The 16,404-nt window shown below is 51.3% G+C and carries 14 protein-coding genes; 11 read left to right on the top strand and 3 right to left on the bottom strand.

Features of this window, described 5'->3' with window-relative positions; translation table 11 throughout:
* Positions 1-38 precede the first annotated feature (38 nt).
* The 4 genes from IOQ59_RS14615 to IOQ59_RS14600 are packed head-to-tail and all read left to right on the top strand — an operon-like array spanning position 39 to position 3,360.
* Positions 39-1,694: an AMP-binding protein gene (locus IOQ59_RS14615; protein WP_193954127.1), complete on the top strand. Its 1,656-nt coding sequence runs from the start codon at positions 39-41 to the stop codon at positions 1,692-1,694.
* A gap of 13 nt (positions 1,695-1,707) precedes the next feature.
* A complete protein-coding gene (locus tag IOQ59_RS14610) occupies positions 1,708-2,136 on the top strand; it encodes a PaaI family thioesterase (RefSeq protein WP_193954126.1) in 429 nt (142 codons plus the stop codon).
* Between the two features lie 10 nt (positions 2,137-2,146).
* On the top strand, positions 2,147-2,563 hold the full coding sequence (locus IOQ59_RS14605; protein ID WP_228050920.1) for a PaaI family thioesterase: 417 nt from the start codon (positions 2,147-2,149) through the stop codon (positions 2,561-2,563).
* Positions 2,563-3,360: an alpha/beta fold hydrolase gene (locus IOQ59_RS14600; RefSeq protein WP_193954124.1), complete on the top strand. Its 798-nt coding sequence runs from the start codon at positions 2,563-2,565 to the stop codon at positions 3,358-3,360. Before IOQ59_RS14605 ends, IOQ59_RS14600 begins: the two co-directional genes overlap by 1 nt.
* A 28-nt stretch (positions 3,361-3,388) precedes the next feature.
* On the opposite strand, the gene IOQ59_RS14595 is transcribed toward IOQ59_RS14600, so the two are convergent.
* Complete coding sequence (locus tag IOQ59_RS14595; protein ID WP_193954123.1) at positions 3,389-4,006, bottom strand: response regulator transcription factor; 618 nt, start codon at positions 4,004-4,006, stop codon at positions 3,389-3,391.
* On the bottom strand, positions 4,006-5,529 hold the full coding sequence (locus tag IOQ59_RS14590; RefSeq protein WP_193954122.1) for a PAS domain-containing sensor histidine kinase: 1,524 nt from the start codon (positions 5,527-5,529) through the stop codon (positions 4,006-4,008). Before IOQ59_RS14590 ends, IOQ59_RS14595 begins: the two co-directional genes overlap by 1 nt.
* 478 nt (positions 5,530-6,007) lie before the next feature.
* Here IOQ59_RS14590 and IOQ59_RS14585 point away from each other — a divergent pair, with 478 nt between their 5' ends.
* Positions 6,008-7,636 (top strand): acyl-CoA synthetase, encoded by a 1,629-nt coding sequence (locus tag IOQ59_RS14585; RefSeq protein ID WP_193954121.1) that lies wholly within the window; start codon positions 6,008-6,010, stop codon positions 7,634-7,636.
* 47 nt (positions 7,637-7,683) lie between these two features.
* Here the strand turns inward: IOQ59_RS14585 and IOQ59_RS14580 are convergent, their stop codons facing one another.
* Positions 7,684-8,115: a MaoC family dehydratase gene (locus IOQ59_RS14580; protein ID WP_193954120.1), complete on the bottom strand. Its 432-nt coding sequence runs from the start codon at positions 8,113-8,115 to the stop codon at positions 7,684-7,686.
* Positions 8,116-8,267: 152 nt separating this feature from the next.
* Here IOQ59_RS14580 and IOQ59_RS14575 point away from each other — a divergent pair, with 152 nt between their 5' ends.
* The 6 genes from IOQ59_RS14575 (at position 8,268) to IOQ59_RS14550 (ending at position 16,362) form a co-directional block, all read left to right on the top strand.
* Entirely contained in the window at positions 8,268-10,061 is a 1,794-nt protein-coding gene (locus tag IOQ59_RS14575; protein ID WP_193954119.1) for an acyl-CoA dehydrogenase C-terminal domain-containing protein, read from the top strand.
* Between the two features lie 98 nt (positions 10,062-10,159).
* Positions 10,160-11,350, top strand: coding sequence for an enoyl-ACP reductase FabV (gene fabV, locus IOQ59_RS14570; protein WP_193954118.1), 1,191 nt, complete (start codon positions 10,160-10,162; stop codon positions 11,348-11,350).
* Between the two features lie 144 nt (positions 11,351-11,494).
* Entirely contained in the window at positions 11,495-12,016 is a 522-nt protein-coding gene (locus IOQ59_RS14565; protein ID WP_193954117.1) for an META domain-containing protein, read from the top strand.
* A 298-nt stretch (positions 12,017-12,314) separates the two neighbouring features.
* Complete coding sequence (locus IOQ59_RS14560; protein ID WP_193954168.1) at positions 12,315-14,654, top strand: YgiQ family radical SAM protein; 2,340 nt, start codon at positions 12,315-12,317, stop codon at positions 14,652-14,654.
* Positions 14,655-14,795: 141 nt separating this feature from the next.
* A complete protein-coding gene (locus tag IOQ59_RS14555; protein WP_193954116.1) occupies positions 14,796-15,164 on the top strand; it encodes a glutathione S-transferase N-terminal domain-containing protein in 369 nt (122 codons plus the stop codon).
* A 382-nt stretch (positions 15,165-15,546) separates the two neighbouring features.
* On the top strand, positions 15,547-16,362 hold the full coding sequence (locus tag IOQ59_RS14550) for a hypothetical protein (protein WP_193954115.1): 816 nt from the start codon (positions 15,547-15,549) through the stop codon (positions 16,360-16,362).
* Positions 16,363-16,404: the final 42 nt, after the last annotated feature.

Genomic DNA, 16,404 nt, shown 5'->3' with positions numbered 1-16,404 from the left:
GGTGAAAGAATAACAACGATAAATACGAGAGTAAGAAAATGACTACGGAAAACTATCAGACATATTACGATCAGTTTACTCCGGCCATGATCGAAGAGCAGATGATTGGTAGCCTGGAAGAAGGTTTCAATGTTTGCGAAGAGATCTGTGACAAATGGGCTGAAGGCGACCGCGTTGCATTGAAATATGAGGGTGCGGAACGCCCTGCTTCTGAGTTGACGTTTGTAGAACTGAAAGAAAAATCTGCTCAGTTCGCAAACTTCCTCGCCTCTCAGGGAATTGGTAAAGGTGACCGTGTTGCTGCGTTGCTGCCGCGTACTCCGGAGCTGTTGATTGTCGTAATGGGCGCATTGCGTGCAGGTGCTGTCTATCAGCCGCTGTTTACCGCTTTTGGTCCGGGCGCAATTGAATACCGTGTACTGCAGGCCGATACCAAGCTTATCGTGACTGATCCGGCTAACCGTTCCAAGCTGGATGATGTGCGTGGTTGCCCTCCAACATTGCTGGTGAACAAAGCTCAGGCGGATGCGAAGTATGCTGATGAGCGTGACTTCATGGCTGAGGTGGGTGGTTTGTCTGCGGAGTTTACGCCGGTACGTATTGGTGCTGACGATCCTTTCCTGCAGATGTTTACATCTGGCACCGTAGGTAAGTCCAAAGGTGTTGCCGTACCGGCGCGTGCGATTCTTTCTTTCTACATCTACATGCGTTTTGCTGTTGGCCTGCGTCCAGAAGACACGTACTGGAACGTGGCTGATCCGGGTTGGGCTTATGGTCTGTATTACGCGGTAGTCGGTCCGTTGTTGCTGGGTAACACCACGCATTTCTGCGAGTCCGGTTTCACACCAGAAACCACCTACGACATGCTGCGTAAGTACAAAATCACCAACCTGGCAGCGGCGCCAACGGCTTACCGTTTGCTGATGGCAAACGACAATATTCTGGGTCCGGACGATAAATTTGATCTGCGTGTTGCCAGCAGTGCGGGTGAGCCACTGAACCCTGAAGTTATCGGTTGGGTGGATAAGCGTTTGGGTTGCCCGGTCATGGACCACTACGGTCAGACTGAAACCGGTATGACGGCATGTAACCATCATGACCTGGAACAGGATGTGGTGCGTGTGGGCTCTATGGGCTTCTCTATGCCGGGTCATCGTGTTGTTGCGCTGGATGCTGACTACAACGAGATTCCAGAAGGTGAAACCGGTCAGCTGGCCGTGGATGTGGATAACTCTCCGCTGTTCTTCTTCCAGGGCTACACGTGGCAGGAAAAAAATCCGTTCCACGGCAAGTACTACCTGACGGGCGATGTGGTAATGAGCCATGGTGATGGCAGCTACTCCTTCACCGGCCGTGATGACGATATCATCACGACAGCAGGTTACCGTGTTGGACCTGCAGATGTAGAGAGTACCTTGCTGGAGCATGATGCGGTGGCAGAATCCGGTGTGATCGGTAAACCTGATCCAAAACGAGGTTCTATCATCAAGGCGTATGTTGTGATCAAGCCAGAGTTTGATCCAACTGAAGAGCTGGCAGAAGCGCTGAAGCAACACGTGCGTAATCGTTTGTCTACGCACGCCTTCCCACGTGAGATTGAATTTATGCCGGAATTGCCGAAGACACCGAGTGGCAAAATCCAGCGTTTCATTCTGCGTAATCAGGCGCGTGATGAAAGTGATGCGTCTTCCTAACGGAGTAGCTTGAATGAAAACGAATAACCCGGACTACGAGATAGAAACTCGCCGGGTTTTCGATCAGGCACCGTTTATTCGCCAATTAGGGGCTGAACTCCTTGAGTTCAGCCCCGGCGTTTGCCGAACCCGGATTGTCCTGAACGAAAACCATAAGCAACAGGATGGCTTTGTCCATGCCGGTGTACAGGCGACGTTAGCAGATCACAGTTGTGGTACGGCTGCGGCGACGTTAATTGCGGAAGGGCAGCGCGTCTTAACCGCCGATTTTACAGTGAACCTGCTGCGTCCTGCGCAGGGACACACACTTGAGTGCGAAGCGAAAGTACTGAAGCAAGGCAAAACCCTGACGGTGGCTGAAGGTGAAGTCTACGCCGTGGGAGAGGAGCGGAAGCTTGTTGCAAAAGCGACGGTGACGCTGGCCATAGTTACGGTGGGGTGATCCTGTGGAAATGAACTTCGAACAGATGCAGATTTTCCTGAAGGAGCACTTCCCTCAGGGTGATCAGTATGGTGAATTGTTAGAGCTCGGTAATGGCACATCAACGATGCGATTGCCGGTAGATGATCAGCACTTGCGTCCGGGCGGCACAGTGTCAGGGCCTGCGATGATGGGGTTGGCGGATGTGGCTGTGTATGCCGCATTGCTGAGCCGCATTGGTCCGGTATCCTTGGCGGTGACTACCAATCTCAATATCAATTTCCTGCGCAAACCTTCAGCCGATGCCGATATTCTGGCAAAAGCTCAAATGCTGAAAGTAGGTAAGCGTTTGGGGGTTGGCGAAGTCTATATCTTGTCTGATGGCGATGACGAACCCGTTGCTCACGCCACGATGACCTACTCAATTCCGGTGCCGGAGAAGCGTTAATGGCGTTGCAATGGATCGACAAAATGCTCACGCTGCCCGATGGACAGCAGATTCATGCGATGCATGGAACCCATTCAGCCGGTGAAGGCAAACCCACGCTGGTGTTTCTGCATGAAGCCTTGGGTCATATCCGCATGTGGAAGCAGTTTCCCGAAAAGCTCGCTGAAATGACCGGGTGTAACGCATTGGTTTACGAGCGTCTTGGTTACGGTGAATCCTCTCCGATTACCTTGCCGCGCGCCGATGATTATCTGGTGCCAGAAGGCGAGCGGCGGGTGGGTGAAGTGCTCGATGCTGCAGGTATCGAAGATGTTATTTTGGTGGGCCATAGCGATGGCGGCACCATAACACTGATTGCTGCAGCAGTTCTGGGTGATCGCGTTAAGGCAATTGTCACCGAAGCAGCCCATCTGTATGCGGATCATCTGACTCTGGCAGGTATTCGTGAGGCAGCAGAGCGTTATCAAACATCTGACTTGCCTGAGAGACTGGCACGGTATCACGGGGATCGTACGGATCTGTTGTTCCGAGCCTGGTCTGAAACCTGGTTACGTGAAAGTTGTCATCAGAACATGAACTTCAGTCGTTGGTTGCCCGATATTCAGTGTCCGGCCCTGATTATTCAGGGAAAAGATGACCAATACGGCGTGCCGGAGCAGGTTACCGACATTTGTGCGGGGATCGGGGAGAACGCCACAGCCCTCTATCTCGAAGGCTGCGGTCATGTGCCTCACTTGGAGGCAGAATCGTCTGCTTTGGCGGCTATGGCGCCATTTATTCAGCAACAATTGGATTAGTTGCCTGGGACGTCACAGATAACAGGTATCAGGCTGTTTCGGTCAGACGGGCAGCCTGTTGTACCAATACAGGTAAGCTGCTAGCACGCATCTTGCTCATAACGCGGGCGCGATGTACTTCCACCGTTTTCGGACTGATGCCCAGCTCTTCGGCGATTTCACGGTTGGCTTTGCCGGTCACCACCAGATTCATCACTTCTTTCTCGCGACGGCTCAGGCTTTCATGGCAGATCTGAATCTCGTTCAGTTCACCCTGTTCATGACGCATTTCATCCGCGCGTTTCAGTGCTTTATCCACCAGACGCAGCAGCACTTCGTCGTCGAACGGTTTTTCCAGAAAATCCAGTGCGCCGTGCTTCATGGCACTAACTGCCATCGGAATGTCACCGTGGCCGGAGAGTACGATAATCGGCATCTGAATATCGCGATCCTGCATGATCTGTTGCAGAGCCAGGCCGTTGATTTCAGGCATACGTACGTCCAGTAGCATGCAGCCGATCTCGCCGTTGAAATTATCCAGAAAGGCTTGGGCAGACGGGAAAGTAATCACTTCATGGCTGGCAGACTCCAAGAGCCACTGCATCGAGTCACGAAAATCTTCATCATCGTCAACGATATAGATGGTGCCTGTCACGTTTGCTTGCATTATTTATCCCTTAGCGGAAGTTTCAGATGGAAATGGGTCCCGGTCTTGCCGTCGCTCTCTGCCCACAGCTGTCCGCCATGGGTTTCGATAATGGTGCGGGAGATGGAGAGTCCCATACCCAGTCCGGTGGATTTCGACGTATAGAACGGTTCAAACAGGTTAGCCAAACCTTCACTTGAAATCCCTTTGGCTTCGTCTTCTACCGAGATGTGAATATAGCCCCCGGCGTTTCGGGTGCTGATAATAACGGGTCTGTAGCTCTTTTCACAGTCACTGTACGCTTCAATCGCATTTCGCATCAGGTTTAACAAAACCTGCTCGATCTGCACTTTATCCGCCAGTAACGGCGGGTCTTGTTCATCAAGGTGGAAGTCGAACGTAATGTTGTGATCGATCGCTTCCTGATGCAGAAAGCGGCTGACCTCTTTACAGGCGTCGTTGATCGAAAATTCGAGTCGCTGATATTCGGTTTTACGCACAAATGCCCGCATCCGTTTGATGATCTCAGCGGCGCGCTTCGCTTGTTTGGTGATCAGCTCCATGGAGCGGGTTACCGTGGTGATCGCTTCCGCATCATTGTTATTGTCTTCCAGTCGGCGCTGGGTACCGCGGCAATAGTTGAGGATAGCGGCCAGTGGCTGATTGATTTCATGCGCCAGCCCGGTTGCCATCTCACCCACGGATAGCAGGCGTGACATATGAGCCAGTTCCAGTTGGTGGCGTTTGGCTTCCTCTTCCGCTTTGCGGCGTAGCGTAATATCCCGGCCAATGATCGAGTAATACTCTACCTTGTTGTTTTCGCGGCGGTTTCGGTGCGCAATGATCTCACGGATTTCAGCGACCCGGTTTAGCTGTTCTGGCAGCTTCATCGGAATGCTGCCATACCAGACGCCATGAATCGCGGCGTGTTCCAGCGCATCGTTGACCAGTGATTCCACGACCTCTTCGGTAAACAACTTGTCGAGATAATAGATCACCGGCGTGTCTTTTTCGGTGCCCAGCGTGTGATAAGCCGATTCGTTCAGGTAGGTCAGTCTGCGGGTTTCGTGGTTGCAGAACATGATCATATCGGATGAAGACTCAACGACGCGGGCCAGTCGGCGCATAGCGCGCTGGGCTTCCTCGCGCTCAGTGACATCACGCGATACACAGATAATTTCTACCGGCTGGCCGCTGTCGTCGCGGATGGTGCGGCTGGTGGTTTCCAGCCAGATGTAATACCCGGCTTTGTGGCGATAGCGATAGACATTGGTGTACATGCCTTCTCGATAGCGCACGGATTCCGCGCGTTTCAGCAGGTTATCGGCGTCTTGGGGGTGGAACATGTCATAACCCGCCATGCCGATGATCTCATCGGGCGTATAGCCCAATACACTCTCAACGGCCGGGCTGACATCAATATACGTCCAATCTGGCGCAGGCGTGTGCCGCGAGATCATATCAGTGGATTGTTCCGCCAGCAGGCGGTAACGGTCGGCATCCTCCCGACACTGTTCTAAGTCCATTGAGGCTTTCTTATTCATATATAGGGCCTGCTAATACTATTCGAATCGGGCCTGTTGTCCCTGCTTAAGCGCCAATCAAGGCGTGAGGCGCGTGGTTTGGTCATTCCAAACGAGCAACGCGGAGTGGCGCTTAAGCAGGGGCAACCCAAGGGGCTGTTTCCATTTTGTGTTCAGCTGCGTTATCGGTCCCTTATGTATGCTCAATACACTGCGCTCCCTCTGCCTTGCTGAGCAAAAAATGGAAGCAGCAGGCATGGTTCGCTTAGTGTTATCAGGCCCTGGCCTAGGGGAAATCCCGGTTAACTTATCTACAGCACAATGATATGACTTTAGAATAACTTGAGTAATAAGGGAAATTGCGTAGTATTACTGCTTATGTAAGGGTAAACCTTTATTTGGTTGGCGGATTGATTGGCTAACCCGCACTATCAGCTAAGAAGCAATCAACAGTTGGCATGACTGACTGTGAGACATAACTACAACAGGAATGAGAACGATGAGCACAAAGCATAATCCCTATGAGCTTGGGCTTGAGCAAAATGTAGCAAACTACGCTGCACTGACTCCGCTTAGTTTTATTGAGCGTGCCGCTTTCGTTTACCCGGAGCACACCGCAACGGTTCACGGACAGGTACGTCGTAACTGGGCAGAGACTTACACACGCTGCCGTCAGATGGCGAGTGCCCTGCAGAAGCAAGGGATCGAAAAAGGCGATACGGTTTCTGTCATCGCACCGAACCTGCCGGAAGTGTTCGAAGCACACTTTGCTGTACCGATGTCTGGCGCAGTACTGAATGCAGTGAACATTCGTCTGGACGCAGAAGCGATCGCGTTCATCCTGCAACACGCTGAAGCCAAAGTGGTCATCGTTGAGCGTGAATTCTCTGAAGTTGTGTCAAAAGCACTGAAAATGATTGCGCACAATCCGCTGGTGATCGACATCGATGATCCGACCTATGAAGGTGGTGAGCTGATTGGTACCACGGATTACGAAGCGTTTATTGCAGAAGGTGATCCTGAGTTCGCTTGGCAGCCACCGGCTGATGAGTGGGAAGCGATCAGTCTGAACTACACCTCCGGCACCACCGGAAACCCGAAAGGGGTTGTCTATCACCACCGCGGTGCTTACCTGAACGCGATGAGCAACATCGTATCCTGGGATATGGGGCGTCATCCGAACTACCTGTGGACGCTGCCGATGTTTCATTGCAACGGCTGGTGTTTCCCTTGGGCGATCGCTGCGGCGGCAGGTACCTCTGTTTCCCTGCGTCATGTCCGTGATCAGGATATCTATGACCTGATCCGTGAAGAGAAAGTGGATCACTTCTGTGGTGCGCCGATTGTTCTGAACATGCTGAACAACGCGCCTGCTGAGATGAAAGAAGGGATCAATCACAAGATCAAAGTGATGACTGCGGGGGCAGCGCCTCCGGCAGCGGTCATTCAGGGCATGGAAGAGATGGGTGTGGAAGTGACCCATGTTTATGGTCTGACTGAAACCTACGGTCCTTCCGTTGTATGTGCATGGAAAGATGAGTGGAATGACAGCAGCATCGAAGACAAGGCCCGTCTGAAATCCCGTCAGGGTGTGAAAGCACCAATGCTGGAAGGCTTGATGGTTGCGAATCCGGAAACACTGGAACCGGTGCCGCAGGATGGCGAAACCATGGGTGAAATCTTCATGCGCGGTAACCTGGTGATGAAAGGTTATCTGAAGAACCCATCCACCACCGATGAGTCATTTGAGGGTGGTTGGTTCCATTCCGGCGACCTGGCGGTTTGGCATGAAGACGGTTACATCGAGATTAAAGACCGTTCCAAAGACATCATCATCTCCGGTGGTGAAAACATCTCCAGTATCGAAGTGGAAGATGTGCTTTACCGTCATCCGGATGTGATGGAAGCGGCAGTCGTGGCGAAGTCTGATGAGAAGTGGGGCGAAGTGCCTTGTGCCTTTATCAAGCTGAAAGCGAATGCCAAAGTCGATGAGCAGGAGATTATCACCTTCTGCCGCAACAACATGGCGCGCTTCAAAGCGCCGAAGGTTGTGATCTTTGGTGATCTGCCGAAAACGTCGACCGGTAAGATCCAGAAGTTTGTGCTGCGCGAGCAGGCAGAAGCGTAACGGAAAGAACGCCACCCCGCTTTAAAGAGCAGGGTGGCGTATAGCAATCAGGCGTCGCGTTTATCAACCATGAAGGTTGCGCTACCGGTTGCGACAACAGTATCACCTACGTGTACATCCGTCTGAGCCTTAACACGGCCACGACGTTGATCGATCTCGGTTACGGTCAGAGTCGCGGTTGCGGTATCGCCGATATAGACCGGACGACGGAATTTAATCTGCTGATCCACATAGATGGCACCCGGTCCAGGAAGGCGGGTACCTGCAACGGTAGAGATCAGCGCCGCACTGAACATGCCATGCACGATACGTTTCTTAAACGGTGTGGTTTGTGCGTATTCCTCATTGATGTGCACCGGGTTGTTGTCCCCGGATACGCCCGCGAACATATATACGTCGCTTTCGGAAATGGTTTTGGCGTAGCTGGCGCTCATGCCAACTTCAAGATCTTCCAGATAGTAACCATGTAGGTCTTGCATGGGTGACGTCCTCAACTGGTTGCTGCATCGCAAAAAAGTGTTCCGGTATCTTATCGGAATCCCAATATTGATTATAATAAGTGAAAACCCTTATTTATCTCTTTGTAGCGTAAATACGGGCAGATACTGACCACTTACAAGGCAGGTGTTTGATGGCTGACTATAGAGCTCCCCTGAAAGATATGAATTTCTCCCTTCGTCATAACGCACGAATGGAGCAGCTGGCACAGCTTCCGGGTTACGAAGAAGCGTCCGATGACATGGTAACCGCGATTCTGGAAGAAGCAGGCAAAGTGGCGAATGAAGTCCTGTCTCCTCTGAACGAAGTGGGTGATCAGACAGGCGTGAAACTGGTCGATCACGACGTGCCAACACCGGCTGGCTTTGCAGACGCGTATCAGCAGTTCTCTGAAGGTGGTTGGGGTTCTTTGCAGTTTGATCCTGAGTATGGCGGTCAGGGTTTGCCGTATGCACTGTCGATTCCTGTGATGGAGATGTGGCAGTCGGCAAACATGGCGTGGGGCTTGTGCCCATTGCTGAGTCAGGGTGCGGTTGAAGCGATCTTCCACAACGCAACGGATGAGCTTAAGAACCAGTATCTGCCGAAGCTGATCAGCGGTGAATGGACCGGTACGATGAACCTGACAGAACCACAGGCGGGTTCTGATCTGGCGGCGATCCGCAGTAAAGCTGAGCGCGAAGGTGATCACTACCGTATTAAAGGTCAGAAGATCTTTATTACCTGGGGTGAGCACGATATGGCGGAGAACATCGTTCACTTGGTGTTGGCGCGTCTGCCGGATGCGCCGGAAGGTGTGCGTGGTATCAGCCTGTTTGTTGTGCCTAAATTCATGGTGAATGCCGATGGCTCTCTGGGTGAGCGCAACGATGCGAAGTGTGTCTCTCTGGAGCACAAGCTGGGTATCCACGCGAGCCCGACCTGCGTTATGGCATTTGGTGATGATGACGGTGCGATCGGTTACCTGGTCGGTGAAGAGAATAAAGGTCTGGCGTGTATGTTCACCATGATGAACAACGCACGTCTGGCGGTAGGTCTGCAGGGTGTAGCGATCTCTGAGCGTGCGTATCAGCATGCGCTGGAATACGCTCATGACCGTGTACAGAGTCCATCGGTAGGTAATAAAGAAGCAGGCCCGATCATTCGCCATGCGGATGTGCGTCGTATGCTGCAAACCATGAAGTCGATCACTGAAGCGGGTCGTGCTCTGGCATATGATGCCTGTGCAAGTCTCGACTTTGCGCATAAATCGGAAGACGCTGAAACCCGTGCGCGTGAATCTGCACGTGCTGCTTATCTGACACCGATCGTGAAAGGCTGGTGCACAGAGGTGGCTCAGGAAGTGACTTCGCTGGGTGTGCAGGTACACGGTGGTATGGGCTTCATCGAAGAAACCGGCGCAGCACAGCACTACCGTGACGCACGTATCCTGCCGATCTACGAAGGCACCAATGCTATTCAGGCTCTGGATCTGGTTGGTCGTAAAACGTTGTTTGATAAAGGTGAAGCCGGTGCAGCCGTACAGGCTGAAATCGCTGAACTGATCAGCGCACTGGATGCTCAGGGTGGTTTTGCGTCCGAAGCGGCTCAGTTAAAAGTTGCGTTGGAACAGGCACAGACAGCTCAGGCGCAGTTGCTGAATGGCGCAGCAGACGACGCTCAGTTGCCGGCTACCGTGGCGTACAATTACCTGATGATGATGGGCACCTTGTGTGGTGGCTGGCAGATTCTGCGTGGCGCACTGGCGGCACAGCAGGAACTGGCAAGCGGCGGTGACGAAGTTTTCCTGAATGCGAAAATTCTGAGCGCGCGTTTCTACGTGACACAGGTGTTGCCACGTACAGCGTCTTACGCACAGATGGTAGCAGCGGGTAGCGAGAGTGTAATGGCGATGAGCGATGAGCAGCTGGCATCCGCCTGGTTCTGATCCTGCCTGAGCTCCACGCTTAAACTGTAAAATCAGCCCGAAATCGGTTATCGTATCGGGCTGATTTTTTATGTAACGGATTGAGACTCTAGTTAACCATGATCATCAAACCAAAGATTCGCGGCTTCATCTGTACAACTACTCACCCAACCGGTTGTGCGGCCAACGTTCGCGAGCAGATTGCTTACACTCAACAGAAAGGTGAGATCGCTGGCGCTAAGCGCGTACTGGTAATCGGTTCATCCAGTGGTTACGGTCTCTCTTCCCGCATCGCTTCCGCATTTGGTTGCGGCGCTGCAACCATCGGTGTGTTCTTTGAAAAGCCGGCGACTGAACGTAAAACCGGTACGGCGGGTTGGTATAACGCTGCCGAATTTGACAAAGCTGCACACGAAGCGGGTTTGTACGCAAAGAGCCTGAATGGCGATGCGTTCTCCCACGATGCAAAAAATAAAGTTATCGATCTGATCAAAGAAGACTTGGGTCAGATTGATCTGGTGGTTTACTCACTGGCATCTCCAGTGCGCAAAATGCCTGAAACGGGCGAAGTTGTGCGTTCTGCGCTGAAGCCAATTGGTGAGACTTACCGCTCCACGGCGATCGATACCAACAAAGACGTGATCATCGAAGCTGAAATCGAACCTGCAACGCAGGAAGAGGTTGATGCAACTGTGACCGTGATGGGCGGTGAAGATTGGGAACTGTGGGTTAATGCACTGAACGATGCCGGTGTTCTGGCTGAAGGCGCGAAGTCTGTTGCTTACTCCTACATCGGTACTGAGATTACCTGGCCGATTTACTGGGACGGTGCTCTGGGTAAAGCGAAACAGGATCTGGACCGTGCGGCGGATGAGCTGAACACGAAACTGGCGGCAAACGGTGGTCAGGCCAACGTTGCAGTACTGAAGTCTGTTGTGACTCAGGCAAGCTCCGCTATTCCTGTGATGCCACTGTACCTGTCTATGGTCTTCAAGGTCATGAAAGAGCAGGGCTTGCACGAAGGTTGTATGGAGCAGGTGCAGCGTTTGTTCGCGACCGGTCTGTATGGCGATAGCGCGCAGATTGATGACGGCAACCGTTTCCGTATTGATGACTGGGAATTGCGTGACGACGTGCAGAAAGCATGCCGCGACATGTGGCCTGAGATCACCACCGAAAACCTGTTCGACATGACTGACTACGCGTACTACAAAGATGAATTCCTGAAGCTGTTCGGCTTCGGTATTGAATCTGTAGACTACGAAGCAGACGTTGATCCACAAGTTGAATTTGATGTGATCGATATCTAATCAGATAGTGTTTATCAAACACAGAAAAGCCCGAAGCCTGAACATTCAGCTTCGGGCTTTTTTTGATCAAAAAATAGCCCTTTTCATCTATTCGAAATGGGGATATGCTTTTGGGAATAGAAAACTTCATAAGGATTTGAAGATATGTCGCTCATGGATGGCATTACGTGTCTAAAGACGTACCTCGCACCTGTTATTTTTTTCGGTCTGGTAGGGTGCCAGTCGGTTGCGCCTAAGCAGCAAACCGAATCTACAGAATCATCTGCAGTTTCCTCCACATCTGACATCGGTCAATCTGCACCTCTGAACCGCACATTCTGGCGTGTTAAAACGCTGGTGGGTCGTGATGTTTCGGGTTTGATTAATGCATCGGTTGCTTTCGTCGATCATCGGATCAGTGGACGAGCGGGCTGTAACTACTTCTTCGCGGACTATTCAGGGCAGGGTGATCAGCTCGATATTGCCCGTATCACCACCTCTAAAAAGATCTGCTTCTCCAGTGTGATGCATCAGGAACAGCTGCTATTGAAGATGCTGGCGGAAGCCGAGCGTTTTGAGCATGGTGCCGATGGCAGTTTGATTATCTATTCGCGCTCTGACTCTCATCCGCTGGTACTCAAGCGGATCTCCCGCGCAGAAATGCCGGTTTTGGCTGCGAGACATTAAGTATATCGCAGCATCTAAAAGCATTCCCTTAGCAACATTTTCATTTCCATCCAGTGATTAGCCGGCCGTGTGCCGGTTTTTTTTGTCTGCTCTTCAGCACAGGGTTTAGTGTGCCATCAAAAGAATCATTCGAAACCCGAGTGCTTTTCTGGGAGAATGGCGACATTCAAATACTGTGTAAAATGGTCAAGTATTATTTTGGCGGGTAAATCTCGCTGAAATGTATGCGCTGCGCTGTTAAAAACGCGAGCTGACCGCTTTGCCTTTGCTTCTTCTGAACCTGACAGTGCTAGGCGACATGATCAATACCGCTCCTGATATCTTTTCCTATCCGCAATACTGGGCTGAATGCTACGGAACTGCGAAGTTTTTACCGACCAGCCGTGCTGAAATGGATGCTCTGGGGTGGGACAGCTGCGATATCGTACTGGTGACCGGTGATGCCTATGTCGACCATCCAAGTTTTGGTATGGCCGTGATGGGGCGCCTGTTGGAAGCGCAGGGCTATCGTGTGGGTATTATCGATCAGCCGGACTGGCGAACTGCCGAACCCTTTATGGCGTTGGGTAAGCCCAATCTGTATTTCGGCGTGACGGCGGGCAACATGGACTCCATGATCAACCGCTATACGGCTGATCTGCGTATCCGTCACGATGACGTGTATACCGCGGGTGGAGAAGGCGGTAAGCGACCGAACCGTGCTGTCATCGTATACAGTCAGCGCTGTAAAGAAGCCTATAACGATGTGCCGGTGGTTATTGGTGGCATCGAAGCCAGTTTGCGCCGTATTGCTCAGTATGACTATTGGAGCGATAAAGTGCGCCGTTCGGTGCTCATCGATTCAACGGCGGATATCCTGCTCTACGGTAACGCCGAACGTGCGATTGTCGATCTGACCCATAAGCTGGCTGACGGTGAGCCGCTTGAAGCGCTGACGGATATCCGTGGCACTGTTGTGATTCGTAACGCGCCACCGGCGGGTTATGTGGAGGTCGACTCTACCCGTGTCGACTGGCCGGGCAATATCGATAAGCTACCCAACCCTTACGAATATCTGCCGGAGAAGGATAAAGACCAGGAGGATGGTAAAGGGGGCGCGAAAAATGCTGCTGATGACGTTCAGCCGCTGCGCATTATTCCGGAGCCGCTCAAAGGGAAAGAGCGCCTGCCGGAAAAAACCTATATCCGTCTGCCATCGTTCGAAAAAGTTGAAAAAGATCCGGTGCTGTATGCCCATGCATCGCGCGTATTGCATCTGGAGTCGAATCCTCACAATGCCCGTGCACTGATCCAAAAACACGGTAAGCGTGAGATTTGGGTGAACCCTGCGCCGATCCCGCTGGAAACGCCGGAGATGGATGGTGTCTTTGGTTTGCCTTACCAGCGTGTACCGCATCCCAAATACGGCAAGGCAAAAATCCCTGCGTATGACATGATCCGTTTCTCGATCAATATCATGCGTGGCTGTTTTGGTGGTTGTACGTTCTGCTCGATTACCGAGCACGAAGGACGCATCATTCAGAGCCGCTCTCATCAGTCTATTCTGGATGAGATTGAAGAGATTCGAGACAAAGTACCGGGCTTTACCGGTGCGATCTCCGATCTGGGTGGTCCAACCTCCAACATGTATACGCTGAACTGCAAAGACCCTGAAATTCAGGCGTCCTGCCGTAAGCTGTCCTGTGTGTATCCGACCATCTGTCAGAACCTGAATACCGATCATCGTCCAACCACTGAGCTGTATCGCAAAGCGCGTAAGCTCGACGGCGTACATACGATCTCTATCTCATCCGGCCTGCGCTACGATCTGGCCGTCGAAGACCCAGAATACGTGCGTGAGCTGGTAACTCATCACGTGGGCGGCTTGCTGAAGATTGCACCGGAACACAGTGAAGAGGGTACGCTCTCTAAAATGATGAAGCCGGGTATGGGGACGTACGAAGCATTTAAGAAAATGTTCGATCGCTTCTCCAAAGAAGCCGGTAAGAAACAGTATCTGATCCCGTATTTCATCGGCGCACATCCTGGCTGTGAAGATGACGATATGGTCAGCCTGGCGCAATGGTTAAAGAAGAATGAATTTCAGGTCGATCAGGTGCAGACGTTCTATCCATCACCAATGTCACTGGCAACGGCGATGTATCACTCTGATCGCAACCCCCTGAAAAAAGTGACGTACAAGTCTGAGAAGCTGTACACACCGAAGAACGATAAGCAGCGCAAACTGCACAAAGCACTGATGCGTTATCATGATCCAGAAAACTGGGCGACCCTGCGTGATGCCTTTAAGGATATGGGACGGCCTGAGTTGATTGGTGACGGCCCGCAGCAGTTGGTGCCCGCCGAAGAGAAGGATCAGCAGAAACGACGTCAGGTGCAACCCACCAAGCCCGGTAAAGCCGCACGGGGCGGGCAATGGTCTGGTTCAACGCCAAAGGCACGAACCGACGATAGTGAGCCTCAGCGCAAGCGCAATGGTCAGAAGGCCGCTGGCTCAAGGCCAGGTTCCAAGCCAAAAGGCAGTGTGAAGAAGGCCGCAGCGGGTGGTAAGAAGGCGGCCATGAACGCTAAGAAAGCGGGTTCTGCTGGCAAGCGCCCGGGTAAGAAAGCGCCGCAGCGCAGTGCCAAACGCGGTTGAGTGGTCAGTCAAATCATCAATTGGCACTAACGTCCTATGTCATTCAGCCTGTGGTGGCTGTTTTGTACTGTAGTGAAATGATAAAATTTCGCCCTGCGAGACGCGTATTCGTCGGGCTTAAGCAATAACTGGAGAGATTAAATGAGTTTTGTTCGTTGGTTTTTGGGCCGCATTATTCTGCTGCTTAACTTCATCTTTACCCCACGCAGTGTAAAACGTCCGGGCGACGAGCAGGCTAAAATCGACCAGCGTACCGAGAATATGTCTCTGTATCAGTTTGAAGCCTGCCCATTCTGCGTCAAAGTACGCCGTTCCATGAAGCGCAACGCGCTGAACATCGAACTGCGTGATGCTAAAAATGATGCCACTCATCGCGATACTCTGCAGCAGCAGGGCGGTCGCGTCAAAGTGCCATGCCTGCGTATCGAGCAGAATGATGGTTCTGTGCAGTGGATGTACGAGTCCAACGATATTATTGCTTACCTTGAAAAAGAGGTCGCAGCGGCCTGATAAGCCCTGCGTTAAGCTAACTCTAAAGGCTGATCTATCCACAAGGAGATCGGCCTTTTTTGTGTCCGGCGGATATGACCTGACGGCCGCTCACGATCTTCTGCAAAGGCTATTTCGGCCCGTACTATTCCGCTGATGGGCATCCATCACCACGCCCTTGTGCTCAGCTTACGTAATGTGCAAGGATAGCCTATCAATCTGATGCATTTCCCCGGATGGGAAGTTTAGAGACGTTAAGGAAAACGTATGCATATCATCGTATTATCCATCCTTTCCTTTCATGTCTCTCCGGGGATATATATCAAATTGATGTGTTTAAACGCGTCATTTCGACGTCTATTTGGCTGTTAAGTACTATTTCTACATCACGGATGAAACATTTATGTTTAACGAAACATTCAAGGCTCTGATCAAGGAAGCGCAATTTACCAAAGAAATCCTTGGTGCTGGCGCAACGCAAATTAGAAACGCAAACTATGCAAGGAAGGGTGTTTACTTTCAGTCCTTTACTAGCCTGTCTACGGGGTTGGAGCGGATCGGTAAATTATGCTTAATGCTGGATTATTACATCGATAATAACGGTGAATTTCCGGATTTTAAATATTTGAAGAACGATATTGGGCATAAGATCGATGTTCTCTATAAAAAGTCTATTACAGTAAAGCAGCAGAGAGGCTATTCTTTCAGGTTTTTAGATGAACTTGATGGAGAGATTCACCAAAACATCCTCAATGTCATATCAGATTTCGCTAAAGGTGATAGATATTCAAACATCAATATATTAGTTAACAGCAAGCAACAGGGTGACCCAGTGTCGTCTTGGTACACTACTGTCGATAAGCCGTTATATGATCTGCGCGTTTCAGACAGGAAAAAGAAAGAAATAGCTCATAATGCTCGCGTAATTAATCAGATGGCCGGTCACCTAATGATGGTGAGACATACCTCTGAAACTGGCGAAGAAATTAGCGATGTTGAAGACGCAAGCAGCCGAACAGGAGTTCAGGAAGCAGTTGCTCCATATAGACAGCTTTATGTTATCCACATAATCCGCTTTTGGGTTGAACTGCTTGGTAAACTACAAAGGGAGGCTATGTCGCTTAATAACGAGGATATCCCGTACTTTAGTGAGATTTTTGCTGGATTTTATAACCAAGACTCCTATATTCGTACTAGAAAAACATGGGACACAATTTGAGTTCTGACTGCGTACTTAACAAGCGGCTGTTGTCGCCACTAC

The organism is Pontibacterium sinense (genome assembly GCF_015209595.1).
Lineage (GTDB): Bacteria > Pseudomonadota > Gammaproteobacteria > Pseudomonadales > Balneatricaceae > Pontibacterium > Pontibacterium sinense.
This window is presented reverse-complemented; position numbering and strand designations above follow the sequence as displayed.